15 protein-coding genes are annotated in these 18390 nt (G+C 53.0%); 5 read left to right on the top strand and 10 right to left on the bottom strand.

The features are described from left to right. Positions 1 to 15: 15 nt before the first annotated feature. Together Q8W24_RS03235 and Q8W24_RS03240 are read left to right on the top strand one after the other, a co-directional pair. Positions 16 to 945 carry a branched-chain amino acid transaminase gene (locus Q8W24_RS03235; RefSeq protein ID WP_303431370.1) on the top strand — a complete coding sequence of 310 codons (930 nt, stop codon included), beginning with the start codon at positions 16 to 18 and terminating at the stop codon, positions 943 to 945. Between the two features lie 169 nt (positions 946 to 1114). Then, positions 1115 to 1927 carry a class II glutamine amidotransferase gene (locus Q8W24_RS03240; protein WP_303431369.1) on the top strand — a complete coding sequence of 271 codons (813 nt, stop codon included), beginning with the start codon at positions 1115 to 1117 and terminating at the stop codon, positions 1925 to 1927. A 35-nt stretch (positions 1928 to 1962) separates the two neighbouring features. Here Q8W24_RS03240 and tal read toward each other — a convergent pair whose 3' ends face one another. The 9 genes from tal to ectA all read right to left on the bottom strand — a co-directional run bounded on the left by tal (position 1963) and on the right by ectA (position 13982). Next, the gene (gene tal, locus Q8W24_RS03245) at positions 1963 to 2913 is read right to left on the bottom strand and encodes a transaldolase (RefSeq protein WP_305413685.1); all 951 of its coding nucleotides are present in this window, start codon (positions 2911 to 2913) and stop codon (positions 1963 to 1965) included. 237 nt (positions 2914 to 3150) lie between these two features. Beyond that, entirely contained in the window at positions 3151 to 4458 is a 1308-nt protein-coding gene (locus tag Q8W24_RS03250) for a sugar ABC transporter substrate-binding protein (RefSeq protein WP_303431367.1), read from the bottom strand. A gap of 16 nt (positions 4459 to 4474) precedes the next feature. Then, positions 4475 to 5566, bottom strand: coding sequence for a hypothetical protein (locus Q8W24_RS03255; protein ID WP_305474390.1), 1092 nt, complete (start codon positions 5564 to 5566; stop codon positions 4475 to 4477). Between the two features lie 100 nt (positions 5567 to 5666). Further along, a complete protein-coding gene (locus Q8W24_RS03260) occupies positions 5667 to 9047 on the bottom strand; it encodes a hypothetical protein (protein WP_305474392.1) in 3381 nt (1126 codons plus the stop codon). Between the two features lie 180 nt (positions 9048 to 9227). Then, positions 9228 to 10172, bottom strand: coding sequence for a hypothetical protein (locus Q8W24_RS03265; RefSeq protein ID WP_303431364.1), 945 nt, complete (start codon positions 10170 to 10172; stop codon positions 9228 to 9230). After that, entirely contained in the window at positions 10148 to 11608 is a 1461-nt protein-coding gene (locus Q8W24_RS03270) for an aspartate kinase (protein WP_303431363.1), read from the bottom strand. Before Q8W24_RS03270 ends, Q8W24_RS03265 begins: the two co-directional genes overlap by 25 nt. A gap of 60 nt (positions 11609 to 11668) precedes the next feature. Next, positions 11669 to 12070, bottom strand: coding sequence for an ectoine synthase (locus Q8W24_RS03275; protein ID WP_303431362.1), 402 nt, complete (start codon positions 12068 to 12070; stop codon positions 11669 to 11671). 81 nt (positions 12071 to 12151) lie between these two features. Beyond that, positions 12152 to 13423 carry a diaminobutyrate--2-oxoglutarate transaminase gene (ectB, locus tag Q8W24_RS03280; RefSeq protein ID WP_303431361.1) on the bottom strand — a complete coding sequence of 424 codons (1272 nt, stop codon included), beginning with the start codon at positions 13421 to 13423 and terminating at the stop codon, positions 12152 to 12154. A gap of 13 nt (positions 13424 to 13436) precedes the next feature. Beyond that, complete coding sequence (ectA, locus tag Q8W24_RS03285) at positions 13437 to 13982, bottom strand: diaminobutyrate acetyltransferase (protein ID WP_303431360.1); 546 nt, start codon at positions 13980 to 13982, stop codon at positions 13437 to 13439. A 292-nt stretch (positions 13983 to 14274) separates the two neighbouring features. Here ectA and Q8W24_RS03290 point away from each other — a divergent pair, with 292 nt between their 5' ends. Further along, positions 14275 to 14787, top strand: coding sequence for a MarR family winged helix-turn-helix transcriptional regulator (locus tag Q8W24_RS03290; protein WP_303431359.1), 513 nt, complete (start codon positions 14275 to 14277; stop codon positions 14785 to 14787). 123 nt (positions 14788 to 14910) lie between these two features. Continuing rightward, complete coding sequence (locus Q8W24_RS03295; RefSeq protein WP_303431358.1) at positions 14911 to 16089, top strand: acetyl-CoA C-acetyltransferase; 1179 nt, start codon at positions 14911 to 14913, stop codon at positions 16087 to 16089. 155 nt (positions 16090 to 16244) lie between these two features. Here Q8W24_RS03295 and phaZ read toward each other — a convergent pair whose 3' ends face one another. Further along, positions 16245 to 17750, bottom strand: coding sequence for a polyhydroxyalkanoate depolymerase (gene phaZ, locus Q8W24_RS03300; protein WP_305451407.1), 1506 nt, complete (start codon positions 17748 to 17750; stop codon positions 16245 to 16247). 367 nt (positions 17751 to 18117) lie between these two features. Here phaZ and Q8W24_RS03305 point away from each other — a divergent pair, with 367 nt between their 5' ends. Further along, entirely contained in the window at positions 18118 to 18333 is a 216-nt protein-coding gene (locus Q8W24_RS03305; protein WP_303431356.1) for a DUF2798 domain-containing protein, read from the top strand. The last annotated feature ends 57 nt before the right edge of the window (positions 18334 to 18390 follow it).

The raw sequence follows: 18390 nt of genomic DNA on the forward strand, positions 1-18390 counted from the left end.
TTTTGAGAGGTCCTTATGCAACCTTCCATGTCTGACCGTGATGGTCTGATCTGGCTAGACGGCGAGTTGGTAAACTGGCGTGACGCCAAAGTCCACGTTCTGACTCATACCCTGCACTACGGCATGGGCGTTTTCGAAGGTGTGCGGGCTTATAACACAGACGAGGGTGCGGCGATTTTTCGCCTGAAGGAGCATACCGACCGCCTGTTTAACTCTGCTCACATCCTCGGGCTGAAAATGCCATACAGCAAAGCAGAAGTTAACGAAGCCCAACGCGCCGCCGTACGTGAAAACAACCTCGACAGTGCTTATATTCGCCCGATGGTTTTCCTCGGTTCCGAAGGCATGGGCCTGCGTGCTGACAACCTACGCGTGCACCTGATGGTCGCAGCCTGGGAATGGCCCGCCTACATGGGCGAAGATGCCAAAACCCAAGGCATCAAAATCCGCACCTCCAGCTACACTCGCCATCACGTCAACATCACCATGTGCAAGGCCAAGGCCAACGGCAATTACATGAACTCGATGCTGGCCCTGCGCGAAGCCCTCGACAGCGGCTGTGAAGAAGCCTTGTTGCTCGACAACGAAGGCTACGTCGCTGAAGGCTCTGGCGAAAACGTCTTCCTGGTCAAAGACAAGGTGATCTATACCCCGGAACTGACTTCCTGCCTGGACGGCATTACCCGCCGCACCATTATGGAATTCGCCCGTAACCTGGGTTACGAGGTGCGTGAAAAACGCATCACCCGCGACGAAGTCTACATTGCCGATGAAGCTTTCTTTACCGGCACCGCCGCCGAAGTACTGCCGATTCAAAGCCTGGATGGCCGGGTTATTGGCGCCGGACATCGTGGCCCGATCACGGAACAGCTGCAAAGCATGTACTTTGAACAGGTGACCGGCAAACGTGATTACAAACCTGAGTGGCAAACAGCGGTAAAATAATCCTCTGTGGCAACCATAAAAAAACCCCGCTCAGAGTCATCTGACGGGGTTTTGTTTTTCCCGGATTTCGATCAATATTTATCAGGCTCATATTGTGAGCCACCGGCCAGGCATGGCGAGCCACTCAAATCCGATTCAGCCACTGGCCGACGTATTGGAGCATTAACGAATGTGCGAACTCTTGGGCATGAGCGCCAACACCCCCACCGATTTGTGTTTCAGCTTTACCGGCCTGACCCGCCGTGGCGGTGAAACCGGCCCTCATAAAGATGGCTGGGGCGTAGCCTTTTACGAAGGCAAGGGAGTCAGAAACTTCCATGACCCGGAACCATCCGCCAGCTCGGCCATTGCTGAATTCGTATCGCAGCTGCCGATCAAAAGCAAAACGGCAATTTGTCATATTCGCCAGGCTAACGTCGGCAATATCAATCTATCCAATACCCACCCGTTTACCCGTGAGCTATGGGGTCGCTATTGGGTATTTGCCCACAACGGCCAGATTCCGCACTTTGTGCGCCGGGTCGGAACATATGAAGCTGTCGGCGATACCGACAGCGAAGAAATATTTTGTGATCTGATGAATCAGGTGCGGCAAAACCTGCCTCGCGATGCCATGCCGGAGCAACTCGCCCGAACACTCGTTAGTCTGGCCGAAGAATACGCCCAACAAGGTGTATTTAACGGCCTGTTGAGCAACGGTGATTGGCTGTTCAGTTTTTGCACCACCAAAATGGCCAGTATTACCCGTCGGGCGCCATTTGGCCCGGCACAACTGGCCGATGCCGACGTCACCGTCGATTTCGCCGCGGAAACCACCCCCAATGATGTCGTCAGTGTGATCGCCACCGAACCACTGACCAGCGATGAAGCCTGGGATCTGTATCAACCGGGGGAATGGAAGCTGTGGCAGCAGGGCGAAGTGATCGCCTGCGGCCAGGTGGATGTGCCGGTGCACAAGACTATCCCTAATCCTGATCAGTAGTACCGGCAGGGCAGCAGCCCTTGATAAGTCGAAGATCAGCCCAATTTCTCGGCTAACAATCCTTCGAGGGTCCGCTGGTCTTTCTCAAAGCCACGGATGCCTTCGGCCAGTTTCTCGGTGGCCATGGCATCCTGATTCAGAGCCCAGCGGTATTCCGCTTCGGTCATGGCGGCCGGGGGTTCGCTGATATCGCCGTCATAGCAAAGAGCACGATCCAGTTCACCCTCTGTTTCAGACAGTTCTGTCAGCAGGGCTGGGCTGATGGTAAGACGGTCACAACCGGCAAGAGCCAGGATTTCACCACTGTTACGGAAGCTGGCCCCCATCACCACGGTGTTGTATCCGTGTTGTTTGTAATACTGGTAGATACTGGCCACCGACAACACGCCGGGTTCATCGGCTGGAGCGTATTCCGTGCCGGGGTTGGCCTTTTTAAACCAGTCCAGAATGCGCCCGACAAAAGGCGAGATCAAAAAGACACCGGCTTCAGCACAAGCACGGGCCTGAGCAAAACTGAAGATCAATGTCAGGTTGCACTGGATGCCTTCTTGCTCAAGGAGCTCTGCAGCCTTGATACCTTCCCAGGTGGCGGCCAGTTTGATCAGGATACGATCCCGACTGACCCCCTGCTCTTCATACAAGGCCACCAGCCGGCGAGCCTTGTCGATACTGGCATCACGCTGATACGACAGCCGGGCATTCACCTCGGTGGAGATACGCCCGGGAATGTGTTGCAGAATGGCAGCTCCCATGGCAACGGCCAGCCGATCACACGCGTCGTCGATTTTGTCTTCCAGACAGTCACCCGTGGCGGCTTGCAGGGAGGCATCGACAGTGGCGTCGTACTGCCCGGATTGCACTGCTTTTAACACCAGCGAGGGGTTGGTGGTGGCATCTTCCGGTTTCAGAGTCTGAATGGCTGTCAGGTCACCGGTATCGGCAACCAGCGTGCTGTGTTGTTTCAGTTGCTCTAACAGACTGGGCATAACAGGTTCCTTTTATCGTGTTCATGCTGCATTAACAGGGAGAGCTGGAGTAAACGTCACCCTCGCCGTATAGCCAGAGAGGATGACCTTCAAACAAGACAGGACGATAACAACAGTGATTGTTTTCCTATCGCCTGTTCAGGTCGACGTTATAACAACTTGATGCCAATAGCACCCGGATGGCTGTCTTTTTCCGCCCATTGTTTCCGCGCAATGGCATCCGGCATAGATCATGGCTCAGTAATAATGCTTTTTGTTCATTTCCTGTTCTGCAAAACGCTGCCCTGCCTTGAGTGCATCGTCAACGCTGCGTTTACCGGCCAGTGCCGCACTGATTTGTTGACCAACCACAATACCGATTCGCTGGAACTCCGGGATAGCGGCAAACTGAATGCCGCTGTAGGGCGATTCATGCAGGGTGCTGTCTTGCGGGTCGGCACTGCGAATAGCCTGTAATTCGGCGGCCGAGAATGTCGCGGCTTGCTGAAAGCCGTCATGCTCGTAGGTAGAAAAACGGGTACCGGTCGGCACTCTAGCCCAGCCTGCCGTTTGTCCGACCAGCTGAATGTATTCACGCGAGGTGGCCCAGGCAATAAAGCGCAGTGCCTCATCCGGCTGGCGGGACGATGCCGGAATTGCCAGAGCCCAGGCCCATAACCAGTTGGCACCCTTGGTCGTCACCTGGATCGGTGCCTGGGCATAGGCAACCTTGTCTGCCACTTGTGAGATTGCTGGATCGGAGATAAACGAGGCGGCAATGGTAGCATCCACCCACATGCCGCATTTACCCGCATTAAACAGCGTCAATATTTCATTAAAGCTGTTGGCCGAGGTATTGGGTGGGCCATAGCGGGCGACCAGGTCGACATAAAACTGGATTGCATCATGCCAGGGTTGGGTGTCGATCTGGGGTTTCCAGTCCATATCAAACCATTGTCCTCCCCAGGTATTCACCATCGTTGTCAGCAGGGCCATGTTGTCACCCCAGCCAGGCTTGCCACGCAGACAGATGCCATAAACACCGTTCTTTTCGTCATGAATAGCGGCGGCGATGCGGGCAACTTGCGCCCAGCTGGGCTGATCCGGAATTGTGAAGCCGGCCTTTTCGACCAGGTCGGTACGATACATCAGCATCGAGCTTTCGCCGTAAATAGGTGCCGCCACCAGCTGCCCCTGATACGACAAACCGCTGCGAATCGCAGGCAGCAAGTCGTCAACGTCATACTGTGGGCCAAACTCCAAGGGTCTTAACCAGCCTCGTTCTCCCCAGATTGGTGCTTCATACGAGCCAATGGTCATCACATCGAATTGGCCATAGCGGGTGGCAATATCGGTGGTAATACGCTGGCGCAGTACACTTTCTTCGAGGGTGACCCATCTGAGTTTGATATCCGGGTTAGCGCGTTCGAACTCGGGGGTCAGCTTTTGCATTTCGATCATATGGCCGTTGTTCACGGTCGCAATAACCAGCTCCGTCACCGCTTTGGCAGACACCGGTAGCGCCATCATGATCGTGAGTACCGCTGTCACTAGCTTGAAGGGCATGTTGGGCTCCTATTGCCTAGAATGTCTGTGTAATCCCGAACTGCAGCGCCAATAAACGGCTGCGAGAGATATTAACGCGTTCGCTCAACAGCTCCAGCTGAACCTTCGGGTGATGCAGCCCCGCCCGAAAGGCATGACCTTGTGAATCCACTGCCAGCATCCAGGCCAGGTCAGCCGCTTGCCAACGGAGACCCAGCTCATGGCCCTGGCGGATCTGGTTCAGGTAACTGCGCAGAGTCACCGCCAGAGTATCGCTGAGGCCATAACGCTGACGAAGCGTATGCAATCGTGGCGGTCGCAACACACGGTCTTCATAGAACTCATAACCATACACAAAATAACCGCTGTCAGTAGTCAGGCTGCCATCATCGTATTGCCAGTTTTTATTGGCAATCGTTCCTGGCATGTCCGGCCAATCGATTCGTGCCAGCAGATTGTAACCTTGATAGTCGATTTGATACTGCTGCCAGTGCCAGTGGAAAGCCAGATCCAGACTGTACAGGTCGCCATAGGAACGTTCTGCCAGAGTTCTCTCAAGAGGGATTTTATCTTCGGTATAACCATAATCCACATCCAGATCACCGCCCCAGTGATCCGCATCCAGATAATTCAGGGTGCCGCTCACCTCTCCCCAGATCAGCCGATACAAGCGTAACCAGGTCACCGATGGGGTAATGGACCAACGCCGGTTATCTGCCGCGGCAAATACCCAGGACAGGTTCAGGCCTTCGCCCTGATAGTGGCGGGCATGTACATCGGCTTCCACTTCGTACACCTGATCCAGTGCCACGTCGTTGGCCTGATAATAAAACCCGCGCGCCAGGGCATTGGAGAACTCGTATTCGGCATGATGGCGGCTGATATAAGCCACAGAGAACGCGCCGTAGCCCACAGAGGCACTGGTCTGCATCCATAAGAAGCCGTCATCGTCGTCTTTCAAGGTGCCGTTCCAGTCGTTGGTAATTTCTGCAACGGCCATGGCTCCCGACCAGGCATGGATATCTTGCGTATAGCGGATATGCCAGTCTTCCGCTTGCACAGAGCCGGCCATCAGTACCGTCGATGCCAATAGCCAAGACCATGGGGAACGATAATTCCTTGTCAGCATAATGCCTTCTCTCTGGGAGATTGATGACTTTCCGGCAAAAACAAACAGGCAAAAAAACAGGGAGCCGCAGCTCCCTGTTTTATCACCGGCAACGAGTCATTTATTGCGCGGTTGCCAGCTCTACCATAAAGGCCGGTGTGACGACCAGGTTGTATTTACTGCCATCGTCAAAAATAAACACAGGCAAGCCACTGCGAATTTCCAGGGTACCTACCTCATAACCACCTGAGGTGATATTGCCCGCAAACTCCAGATCTTCGTCACAGGCTGCAATGCCCATATCCGTGACGTCACCGCTGGCACAGGTCGCTGCGATCACCATGGTGACATCACCGTTGCTGATCGTCAGATTGGTCACAGAAGTCGTGCTCAGGTATGCCGTATCCAGGTTGATGGTAATCGAACGGTCGCCGTACTGCAGACGTAACAGGCCAACACCATCTTCCAGACCGGTACGCTCACCCACCAGTCGAATGCTGGCATCGTCCATTCCCAGGGCGGTTGCATCGGCTTCCAAAGCGACGGAATACTCCAGATAAGTGGAAGTGGTTTCGGCATCCAGAATCTGTTCTTCAACATTGATGTCGTTGAGATAGACACCGTTGATGTCCAGATCCAGGGCTACCTCATCACCAGCGACCAGATCGGACAAATAAACGTAACGAAAGCCGCCGATCGCTGCCGTTGAACCATTCGCATCGGCAATATTCAAACCGACAGATGCCAATTCGTAATAATCAAGACTGCTGGACACTGCCGTCCACCACGACTGTGCATCCTTGATATCCACACTGCCATCCAGAGAAACATCCTGGATACTTGCACCGTACATGTAAATCGCACATTCGTAGCCCGATTCCTCATCACCAGAGCAGTCACTTAACGAGAATGTTCTCGCCGTTGGCATACTGATATCACCGCTGGTCAGATAGGCTGTCCAGCCATAGTCCGTCATGTTATCCAGCAGGTTGGCAAAGCTATCATCGTAGTCGCTTGCCATCACCACACCCACGCTGCCATCATCGTTATAGGTTACCGTTGCTCCCGTGAAGGTAATCGTGTCGACGGTCGTACCATAACCAGGATCAAGCGGACCAGCATCGAGGTTCGCCAATGCGGCCACTTCCTGCAGATTATTGGCACCAAGATAGGCGGACAACGACAAACTGGTGGTACCAGAAGCGTTGATTACTTCCAGTTCCCCCGATAACGATGCTTCGCTATACACATATATCGGGAAGCCATAACTGTCTTCGATAATCGAGCCATCAGCCGTCAGTAACGCTTCATCACGAACGCCAATCGTGCCGGCAAAGGCGGTAGAATAGCCACTGGCCTTGGCCAGTTTGGTGGCACCATCGAGGTTCAGATTCATACCGGCCTCGTCGCCATCGACCAGTGTTGGTACGATGCCGATACTGCCGTCAAAAGAAAGTACGTTGCCATCGGTATCGGTTGCCTGCAAGACACCGTCAAAATTAACGGAGCCGGTATCGGCCACAAACCAACGTTCAAGATCATTGATGTCTTCCGCAGAACCACCAACCACGGCGGTCAGCGTGCCTTCTATCTTGTCATCGTTACCGGCATCATTTTTCACCAGCACGTCCATCGTCAGTGAACCGTCCAGATCACCGGTGTAATTACCCTCACTATCAGACGCACGACTGGCTTCGATATCGATGATCAGGTCTGTGCTGGCTTGGGCGAAGTGTGTGCTATCAGCCAATTCACTGACGCCATCCAAATGACTGTTGAGCTGAATACTCAGTGTTTTCAGTCCATCAATGGCTTCAGAATCAACATATGCGGTCAGACCATTAAGCGAATCAAAGGTCATTTCTATATTGCCAGTTGCGGAGAAGACTTCGCCATCCTCCAGCCCGGTCATATGGAAACCGGTGATCCCGGCCGTCAGACTGCTGAGGCCAACACTGACGGTCATCACCGAATCGGCATCAACACTCGCCCCAACACCTTCACCAGAGAAGCTCAAGCTATCAACATAGGTTTCACCAAATGAAGTTGTGGTGGTGTAGGTCACACTGATGTCTTTGCCATCGTCTGGCTCACCGTCGCCGTCATCATCCAGAAACTCAAGAATCGACAAGCTGACGCCGCTGGCCAACAGCTCGCTGGCGGTAATGGTGAAACTGTCATCACCATGATCGGTACTGTCCAGGCTTGCATGGTTTTGGGCAATATAGGCGCCCAATGCAATGTGCTGTAGCAGGATATCCGTGGCTTCGAACACCAAACCGGGTTCATCGTCGGTATCAACAACCAACTCTGCCAGACCCCGGAAAATATCCGAGTTGTCTTCCATCGCGCCAATCAATGCTTCGGTTTCTTCGGCTTCGGCATCCAGAGCGGTCAGCAGTGTGCCGGTATCGACGCTCTGGATGGCGTCACTCCAGTCGTTCAGATCTTCCAGCAAGCTCACTGCATCATCAACCGCTGCCGCCTTACGCTCTTCTTCGCTGAGATCTTCAGAACCGTCATCTATCGTGGTTGTATCCGCGGTGGCTTCTTCATCTTCAGGGGCAATGCTGGCTTGCTGTTCTTCCAGATGGTATTCGCTGGCAATCAGCGCACCGTCTTCCAGATTACTGCCCGCTTCCTCTGCCGCATCGGCGGCTCCGGCAAAGATGTCCTCCAGGTCGACGGTGTTGTCGTCGCTGGCATTAATCACAATACCGCCATCGCTGTAATCGGTAGCCAGATCATTCACGACATTGGCGATATCGGTATCTTTGTTGGTTGCGATGGTGGCAATGGCGGCAACTATGGTGCCATAACGCTGGCTGTCAATATCGGCGCTGGACGAGCTGGCGGCGGTGATATCGGCAGGAGAAACATTGGTAATATCGACGTTATCCAGACCCAGCAAGGTGGCCGTGGCTTTGTTGACAGCTTCAACTTCGGCAGCGCTGGCGCCGCTGGGGTACGCTGCGGCGGCACGAATCGCGGCCAAATGCGTGATTGGCGTTACCATCAGGTTCTTGGCAGTGTCTGCACCATAGGATGGCAAGATGGCCGACAGAACAAAGTCGCTGTTGTTGTAAAAATAGAATTGGCCAAAGGCATAATTCTGGCCACCCCAGGTGCAGCCACCCGCAGCATCACATTTGACCTGGGTCTGGGCATTGGTGGTCATGGTGACCTTGACGGGCACATCGGATGGAATATCCATCTCATCCAGGCTGTAACGGCCCGTGCTATCGGTGCTGGTGGTACCGTAGCTGGTGGTGCCATCCAGGCTGGTGACGCTAATGTCAGCATCTGTCAGAATCCCTTTGACCGCCAGACCGGTCAGGCTGACCGCTGTAAGAGAGCCAGAGCCAGTACCTGATCCGGTACCTGAACCAGAGCCAGTACCGCTGTTGCTACCATCACTATCACCACTATCACTACCGCCGCCACATGCAGTCAGAGTCAGTGCAACAGCCAATGCCAATGGCGTCAAAGAAAATCGAGTCATATTCACTGTCCGTGTTGGTTAGATTGCCAGACATCTGAACCGTCGTAACAGAAAATCTGCCAAGCCAGATGCAATTGCGGCAATAATGGCGGAAAAACAACCAAAGGAAAACAGCTCGGCCGCCAAATTCATCATCATTTCATGACAATAAAATACACTTATGGGCAATGAAAAAGGTGATTATTCCCCCGCTACCGCACCCGACACCAACAGTAAAAACTGTTCATGATCTGCCATGGCTGCAAAACTGCTGTCGTCCTTGGCTTGTAAACGTAAAGTCTCTGATTGTTGAATCGCCTGTTCCAGGTCGCGTAATGCTTCTTCAATAAAACCGGATTCAGCATGGGCACAGGCACGCTGATACATGGCGTGGCTGTTTTCCGGGTCAATATCCAACGCCTTGTTGACCAGGCTGCTGGCCCATTGTGCCTGCCCCAGCAGCAGTGCGGCATCGGCCTTGTAGGTCAGCGCTTCAACATCATCCGGGCGCAACAGCAAAATCTGGTCGTAGACATTAATCTTGCCTTGCGGACTGCTTTCCTGCGATGCCTTCAGCCACAGTGAGTGGATTTCGTTGGTCAGCTCAATTTCTTCCTGAGCGGCCGCAATATGGCGCGACTTACTGTGTAAGTCCCGTTCGAGCTTTTCCAGCCGCGACTCATAAGAGTCGGTAATGCGTTTGATTTCATCGTTGGCGTAGGCACCCACCCGCTCTTTGACGTCGCGCAGGGAGTTCCAGCCCACCAACACCAGCAGTGTTGACGATCCGGCAATCAGATAAAAGAAATAGGTAACCGTGTCGGTAGCGTAGGTTAGTGCCCGATCCGCCACCTGAAACTCACGCTCGACGACCTTTTCAGTGAACTCAACCCGTGCATCGGCGAGCATCTGACGCAGGTTTTTCACTTCATCAAGGATGTAGCGCTCGGTGAACGCGGTATACAAGGGGGCTTGTAACTGATTAATGGTGGTTTCGGCTTTTTCGTCGGCCGTGATGGAGGTGCGATCATCCGACGGTTCGGATGCCGCAAAGCAAAACGCAGCAACCAGCCATAAGCCAGTTGCTGCGCCAAGCCGAAGCAGCAGATGCGTGAATTGTGTTATGCCGTTTGCTGCTGTTTCCATATATCTGCCTGCTCTACCAATCGGGAATGAAGTGCCTTGACGGCGGTTGCGTAATCCGCATCGCTGACCAGGAACATCATATCCACCTGGCGCATTGCCTGGTGAACCGAATGGATATTGACACCGGCATCCGACAAAGCCCCAGCGGCGCTCTGCAACAGCCCGGGTATCTTCATATCACTGCCAATAGCACTGACCATCGCCAATTTTTCAACCCGAACATCTGCATCGGTATATACCTGACGCAGACGATCCATCAGCCAGTTAATACGGCGTTTGTTACCTTTCAGGTAAAAGGTCTCGGTGTTGGCATTAAAGTCTTTGGTCAGTACCCGTACGCCGGATTCAAAGACCAGATCGGCCATTTTCTGTCCGTGGGTAGCGTCACCAACCATATCCTGGTCAAACACTTCCAACGCCCAGACGTTGCGCGTTCCGGCAATGATTTCAACTTTTGGGGTACTACTGCAGTAGTCTCGACGAATCTCGGTGCCCTGATGTTCCGGCTCGAAAGTATTGCGCACAATAAGGCGAATATTCTTTTTACGCAAACCGGCAGCTGCCCGTGGGTGAATCGCTTCCATGCCCAGGTTGGCCAGCTGGTCAGCAACATCGTAATTGGTCATGCCGATCGGTTTGACATTCTCGGCACCCACCAGCAAGGGGTCGGCAGTGCTGAAGTGATATTCCTTGTGAATAACCGCTTCACAGGCATCGGTCATGGTCGCGATCTTACTGAACGTCATCTCGCTATAACCACGATCATAGGTGCGCATCAGGCCTTCCCGACACTGGGTATAGCCGGTCACGATGGGCATTTCCGTTTCCAGGTCAATGCCCTGAAACGCCTTGAGAATATGGTCAGCAAAACTCATCTGGGTATCAGAGCGCCAGTTGGTCAGGTCAACAAAACGGGCATTGACATCATGCTGGCGCAACAACAACACAGAGTTATACGCACTGTGGGCTTCTCCCATGGCGCTGAGCATTTCGCGCACACGATGCAAATGATCGTCGAGCTGGAAGTGACCAAAGCTGCACACCGCTTCCAGATGCTCCAGACAATCCCGGACATCGTCCATACGATTGGTAATAAACTGGTCAGCCCGTTTGCGCACCATATCGTTGTTCAGACCGGCGGAACCGAACATGCCCATATTGATCGCCAGCATGGCATTCAATACGTCCTGTAAACGCGACTGCCAGGAGCGGGCATCATCCATTTCGGCAAACAGGGCATAAACACCGGCTTCACCGGTTTTTTTATGTTCCAACAAACCATTGGTAATGCCGCTGTAAGCGGATACTACAAAAATCCGGCGATACAGACTGACGTCAGCATTACTGACTGAACGCGGACGCATCCAGATATTCTTCAGCACATGCTGATATTGACTCATCGACGTACCGCCGATTTTTTCGACACTATGTGTCATGTAAACACTCTCTCCTGCGAGGTTCAGACTGAACGAGATGCCCGGTTGCGGTTGCCCGACTTATACCGACAGCGGCTCATCGTTCAGCTTGTAAGCACCATCATCATCATGAATTTCTTTGCCGTTCAACGGCGGATTAAAGACGCACGCCATCTCCATATCGGCGGTCGTGGCACGCAACAAATGTTTGTCGTGCTGATCGAGGATATAAAGCGTACCCGCGGTAATGGGGTATATCTTACCATCGGCACAGGTTTCGATCTCGCCTTCACCGCTCATGCAATAGACCGATTCCAAGTGGTTTTTATACCAGATCGGGGTTTCTGTGCCTTTGAATATCGTCGTGATATGGAAGGAAAAGCCCATATTATCGTCGGCCAATAACATGCGCACGCTTTTCCAGGTGCCGCCGTCAATCGAGCGTTCAGAGTTTTCACAGTCTTGCAGAGTACGAACAATCATGGATAGTCCCTTGTAAATTTTTCAAACCAGAATAAACGAGCAACGGGCGACCAGTGTACAGGCCACCCGTCAGTGGGGAGGTCAGGACGCGTCAGCAACCCGGCTGCGTTCAGCCAGCACATCGTTGATACAGGATTCCAGAATATCCAGCCCCTTGTTGAGGTTGGCTTCTTCAATCGTCAGCGGCGTCAGGATTTTTACCACCTGTCCATCGGAACCACTGGTTTCGATAATCAACCCACGTGTGAACGCCTGTGCGGTAATGTCACCGGCCACGTCACCGGACGCAAACTCCAGCCCTTGCATAATGCCGCGACCCTTGTGTTTGCAGTCTCCGGCGTGCTGCGCCTGAATGCTCTTCAGACGGTTTTTCAGTACAAAAGCCTTGTGCTTGACCTCTGTCGAGAAGCTGTCATCAGCCCAGTAGGTCTCCAGCGCCCGGCGGGCGGTAACAAAGGCGTGGTTGTTACCCCGGAAGGTACCGTTGTGCTCACCTGGCTTCCAGGTGTCGTACTTGTCTTTCAGCAACACCACGGCCATCGGCAAACCATAACCGCCCAGTGATTTGGACAAGGTGATGATGTCCGGCTGGATATCAAACTCTTCAAAACTGAAAAACGTACCGCTACGGCCACAACCGGCCTGGATATCATCCACAATCAGCAACATGTCATAACGACGGCACAGCGCCTGCAGACCACGCATCCATTCGGCGCTGGCGACATTCAGGCCACCTTCACCCTGGATGCACTCAACGATGACTGCAGCGGGATGACCCAGACCTGAAGAACCGTCTTTTAATGCTTTTTCGAAGTACTTCAGCGTATCAAAATCACCGAGGTAGCCATCAAACGGCATAAACTGCACACCGGTTGTCGGCATGCCGATGGATTTTTTGTAATAGCCGTTGGCAGTGACTGCCGCTGCGCCCTGGGTGACACCGTGGAAACCATTGGTAAACGACACAATGGTTTGTCGGCCGGTATTCATTCGCGCCACTTTCAGGGCCGCTTCAACCGCATTGGTACCGGTTGGGCCAGTAAACTGGACTTTGTAGTTCATGCCGCGGGGCTTGAGAATATGGCTCTGGAAGGTTTCCAGAAAATCCCGCTTCGCCTCAGTATGCATATCGAGGCCATGTGTCACACCATCAGCCTCAATATATTCAATCAGTGCCTGTTTGAATGCCGGGTTGTTATGGCCGTAATTCAAGGTTCCTGCGCCGCCAAGAAAGTCGACATATTCCTTGCCCTGGTCATCAACCAGAGTGGCATTCAATGCCTTTTGAAACACAACCGGAAAAGCACGGCAGTAACCACGAACGTTCGACTCTATCTCTTTGAAAATACCCATAATCCAGTGCTCCTTATTGATTAACCAGTGGTTCAGCAACTGCCGGGTCAGACACAACAAAAGGTCCGATCGAGACTCGGGTCTCGGTAGCGTGCTCACCGCCAAAATGCTGTTGTTGATCGAACATCACATCTGTTTCCAACGCTGCACCCAGGTCCCGCGCCAGACGGCGGAAGGTATTCCAGGAAGCAGTGTTGTCAGCGGTGATGCTGGTGTGGACATAACGAATGTGAGGCCCTTGCTGTTCGATCAGTCGTGACAGCATTTGGCTGGCCAGTCCCTGACCACGGGCATGAGGGGCAACCGCCACCTGCCAGACAAACAGCACATCCGGCTGTTCCGGCACCCGATAGCCCGAAATAAATCCGGCCAGCTGGTTGGAGGATTCCGCCAGAATCGAGGTATCCCGAAAGTGCGTGCATTGCAGCAAATTGCAATACATTGAATTGACATCTAAGGGCTTACATTCATTGATCAGCTTGAAAACTGAATTCCCATCAGTGGAATTTGGTTTCCGGAAGAGAATATTACTTTGATCTGTATTGGTAATTTCGGACATTTCCGACAATGCATCAGTCACACATTTTATAGAGCCGCCTACTGAAGCCACATACAGCCTCATTACGCCTCAACCATTTATTTAGTACACGAAGCATTTTAGTCGCTCACCTAAATACTTACAACCCTAAACAAAATTAAGATCAAAATTTAACCAAAAACCAGAACCTGTACCGTTTTTGCCCCCAAACGCCGGATTCAGTCCCATCCAGACAATCACCATTTTCTTCGTATTCTAATGATCACTGACAAGGTAGAATCTGCTCTCTATCTACCCGACAGTTGTGCCTCTCATGAAACGTTATGATGAAGTCCTGGTCGCCCTGCGACGTATAATCCGTGCCACCGATTTACACTCCAAACAACTCAGTAAAACGTCTGGCCTGACCGCTCCCCAGCTACTGATACTGCAAACCTTGCGTCACAACGACGATATGACCGTTGGCGAAGTGGCGCGCAAGGTCAGCTTGTCGCAGGCCACCGTCACCACCATTATTGATCGGCTGGAGAAACGGGGTTACGTTGTACGGGAGCGCGGCAGCCAGGATAAACGCAAGGTGTATGTTCATCTGACGGAAGACGCACAAAAAGCCTTGCTGCATGCACCTCGTCCGTTACAGGAAAGTTTTATTCGCCAGTTCCAGGATCTGCAGGAATGGGAACAGACCATGATTCTCAGTTCACTGGAACGCGTGGCCTATATGATGGATGCGCAACATATTGACGCATCCCCGGTGCTGGATGTTGGTGCTCTTGATCGTATCGGCAATAATGCCTCGACGGACCTTGCGCCCGGGAACTCCTGATTTACTGCCGCATCTCAGGACAACGCTGTATTAATTGTCTTGACCTGACGCCAGTCACACACTTGTCACGCTGGCTGTGGTACTCAATACATAGCCTTATCAACCCAGGAAGGAGAGAAATCCATGACAGACGTAGTAATCGTTGCAGCAACCCGTACCGCCATCGGCAGTTTTGGCGGCTCACTGGCCAGTATGTCGGCTATCGATCTCGGCACCCAAATCATCAAATCACTCATGAGCAAAACGGGTGTTGCGAATGACCAGGTTGACGAAGTCATCATGGGGCATGTACTGACCGCAGGATGCGGGCAAAACCCGGCACGTCAAAGTATGATCAAGGCAGGCCTGGCCGAAACCACTTCCGCCATGACCATCAACAAGGTGTGTGGCTCTGGCCTCAAGGCACTGCACCTGGCAGCACAATCCATTGCCTGTGGTGATGCTGACCTGATTATCGCCGGTGGACAAGAATCCATGTCCAACGCACCTCACGCATTACCCAACTCCCGTAATGGCCAGCGCATGGGCAACTGGAATATGGTCGACACCATGATTTCCGACGGCCTGTGGGATGCCTTTAACGACTATCATATGGGTATTACCGCCGAAAATATCGCCGATGAATACGGCATTACCCGTGAAGAGCAGGATGCCTTCGCCGCGGCTTCCCAGGCCAAGGCGATTGCAGCCATTGCCGCTGGCAAGTTCAAAGATGAAATTACTGCCATCGAAATTCCACAACGGAAAGGCGATCCGATCATCGTCGATACCGACGAAGGCCCGCGTGCCGGTGTAACCGTCGAGAAACTCGCCGGTATGCGTTCTGCCTTCAAGCGTGATGGTTCTGTCACCGCCGGTAATGCTTCGTCCCTCAATGACGGCGCCGCAGCCGTTATGTTGGCCAGCAAAGAAAAAGCCGAAGCCCTGGGGCTGCCGATTCTGGCTACCATCAAGGGTTATTCCAGCGCCGGGGTAAGCCCGAAAATCATGGGAACCGGTCCGATTCCGGCCACCAGGAAGTGCCTGGAAAAAGCCGGTTGGGATATATCAGATCTGGATCTGGTTGAAGCCAACGAAGCCTTCGCTGTGCAATCGCTCTCTGTTAATAAGGGGCTGGGCTGGGATGTCGAGAAGATTAACGTCAACGGCGGTGCCATTGCACTGGGCCACCCGATTGGTGCTTCCGGCTGTCGTATCCTGGTCACCCTGTTGCATGAAATGATCCGTCAGGATGCCAAAAAAGGTCTGGCGACCTTGTGTATCGGTGGCGGTATGGGTGTTGCCTTGGCGATCGAACGCTAAACACCCGGTCTGTGCGAATGGCAAAGTGATATCGCCAAATCATTTGCACGGATAAAAATCACAAAAAAAGCCAGAGGCTACATCGTAGTCACTGGCTTTTTTATGGCCCGGCCTGGCGGCTGGGCTACGTATATCTATTTATTATCTATCGCCGTTTATTCTGACGATTCAGGCTTTGGTTTGCTTGTTACCGGTTTGCTTGCCGCTGGCTGGCTGGTCGCGGTCTTGTTTTCTACTGCTGGCTTGCCTGTTACCGGTTTGCTTGCCGCTGGCTTGTTTTCTGCCGATTTGCCTGAAGCCGGCTTTCTCAACGTACGAGGTTTACGATCCGATACCCGTGCCAATGCACTGGCAGGTTCCGGAGCGCTTGGAGCCGCGGGTTTGACAACGTCCGTCACCCCAGCCTTTGACTCGGCAGCGGCAACGTCCTGGCTCTCTCTTATGGGCTGCTCGGCAATAAACGCCTTTATTTTGGGTGCAATCAATTCCCGAAACCGACGACCATTAAAGATGCCATAGTGGCCTACACCTTCAGCTTCCATATGCTGCTTGCGATCCGCCGGGATACCGGAGCACAGCTCCAGCGCGCACGAGGTCTGGCCACGACCGGTAATATCGTCCAGCTCGCCCTCGACAGTCATCATCGCCATATCGGTAATTGCCGTCAGGTCAATGCGACGCCCCCGATAATCCATTTCGCCCTTGGGTAATGCCTGATCCAGAAATACCCGTCGAATCGTATCCAGATAGTAGTGCGCAGGCATATCCATCACGGCCAGGTATTCGTTATAGAACACCCGATGTCCTTCTGCGCTTTCACCATCGCCCTTGACCAGATCGGTGAAGAACTTGAAGTGCTTGCTGACGTGCGAGTCCATGTTCATGGACATAAACCCTGACAGCTGGATAAACCCTGGGTACACCAGTTGCCCGCGCCCCTTGAAGTCACGGGGCACCCGGCAAATAACGTTATCTTCAAACCATTCCAGATCCTTGCCGGAGGCGTAGTCATTCACTCCGGTCGGGTTGATACGCACATCAATCGGCCCTCCCATCAGCGTCATACTGCTTGGCAGATTGGGGTCACCATCCATCGACATCAGACTGGCCGCGACCAGCGCAGGCACGCAAGGCTGACACACCGCAATCGCATGAATATTCGGCCCCAAGACCCGACAGAAGTCGATCAGGTACTCAACGTAGTCGTCGAAGTGAAAGGCGCCATCGGCCATCGGTACATCCCGCGCATTTTTCCATTCGGTGATGTACACCTCGTGATCAGGCAAGAACTCCCGCACGGTATTGCGCAGCAAGGTCGCATAGTGCCCGGACAGAGGAGCTAGCAACAATACGGTGGGCTGGCCTTCCGGTGCCTCTTCGCGACGAAAATGCAGCAGGTTACAGTAAGGCCGATCCACAATTACATCGTAGTGAACCGCCACTTCACGACCATCAATTTCGGTCGTGTCCAACCCCCATACTGGGGTTTCATAACAGTCGGTCAAACGCTCAACCGTTTCGAGCCCCGCTCGCATGCTACGGAAAGTCCAGCTGCTATTCAGGGGATTCAACGGCTGGTACAGGCTCTGTCGAGTCATCCGGGACCAAACGTGAACGGGGCGCATGGCGTCCATTATTTTCGCATTCAGTTTATAGAGCATAATCTGTTTCCTTCGCTTTGCCTGACACGCAGGCCTGGTAAGTAATTAAAATCCTAACAGAAATAAAGCGATTCATCGGAGGAAGGGTTAGGTCGAAATCATCTATAAACCAGACAGCCAATAACCACTGCCAAGATTCCTGAGAATTAACCTGTATCACCCGGCTTTTTTATCGAATAAAGCAACACACGCAACAGTCCATACAATCGTGATGCACGCATTGGCAGACCGAGACCGTTTATAATGGCCCAGTGCATCAACCAATACGCAAGCCATATCAGAGTTTGCCTCAGCACCATACACCCATCGCCTGCGCCAGATTCCAGACTGCGGCACCGGTCTCTCTGGCCCCAACCTCGGAAAAATCATGCATTTCAAGCTTAGACTGATACACAGCACCTTAATGTCCGGCGTCCTGAGTTTTCTGATGAGTGGCTGGATCGTCTTTATCAATCTTGGTTACTCCAGTCATTTTTTATCATTCTGGATGAAAGCCTGGGGATTGGCGTGGCCAGCCGCGATGGTTATTTCATTTATTGCCGGACCCGCCATACTGAAACTGGCACAAAAACTGGCGAAATAAGCCTGAACGTCTACGATATAGAGCCATTATCTTCACCCTTACGGTCGTCAGAGCTGG

Source organism: Oceanobacter sp. 4_MG-2023, from assembly GCF_030689165.1.
GTDB lineage: Bacteria > Pseudomonadota > Gammaproteobacteria > Pseudomonadales > Oceanobacteraceae > Oceanobacter.

Coding starts and splice junctions, on each gene's coding strand:
- ectB (WP_303431361.1), bottom strand. CDS start 13,423: ATGGGTATTTTCAAAGAGATAGAGTCGAACGTTCGTGGTTACTGCCGT.
- Q8W24_RS03240 (WP_303431369.1), top strand. CDS start 1,115: ATGTGCGAACTCTTGGGCATGAGCGCCAACACCCCCACCGATTTGTGT.
- Q8W24_RS03255 (WP_305474390.1), bottom strand. CDS start 5,566: ATGCTGACAAGGAATTATCGTTCCCCATGGTCTTGGCTATTGGCATCG.
- Q8W24_RS03305 (WP_303431356.1), top strand. CDS start 18,118: ATGCATTTCAAGCTTAGACTGATACACAGCACCTTAATGTCCGGCGTC.
- ectA (WP_303431360.1), bottom strand. CDS start 13,982: ATGTCCGAAATTACCAATACAGATCAAAGTAATATTCTCTTCCGGAAA.
- Q8W24_RS03290 (WP_303431359.1), top strand. CDS start 14,275: ATGAAACGTTATGATGAAGTCCTGGTCGCCCTGCGACGTATAATCCGT.
- Q8W24_RS03270 (WP_303431363.1), bottom strand. CDS start 11,608: ATGACACATAGTGTCGAAAAAATCGGCGGTACGTCGATGAGTCAATAT.
- Q8W24_RS03295 (WP_303431358.1), top strand. CDS start 14,911: ATGACAGACGTAGTAATCGTTGCAGCAACCCGTACCGCCATCGGCAGT.
- Q8W24_RS03275 (WP_303431362.1), bottom strand. CDS start 12,070: ATGATTGTTCGTACTCTGCAAGACTGTGAAAACTCTGAACGCTCGATT.
- Q8W24_RS03265 (WP_303431364.1), bottom strand. CDS start 10,172: ATGGAAACAGCAGCAAACGGCATAACACAATTCACGCATCTGCTGCTT.
- Q8W24_RS03250 (WP_303431367.1), bottom strand. CDS start 4,458: ATGCCCTTCAAGCTAGTGACAGCGGTACTCACGATCATGATGGCGCTA.
- phaZ (WP_305451407.1), bottom strand. CDS start 17,750: ATGCTCTATAAACTGAATGCGAAAATAATGGACGCCATGCGCCCCGTT.
- tal (WP_305413685.1), bottom strand. CDS start 2,913: ATGCCCAGTCTGTTAGAGCAACTGAAACAACACAGCACGCTGGTTGCC.
- Q8W24_RS03260 (WP_305474392.1), bottom strand. CDS start 9,047: ATGACTCGATTTTCTTTGACGCCATTGGCATTGGCTGTTGCACTGACT.
- Q8W24_RS03235 (WP_303431370.1), top strand. CDS start 16: ATGCAACCTTCCATGTCTGACCGTGATGGTCTGATCTGGCTAGACGGC.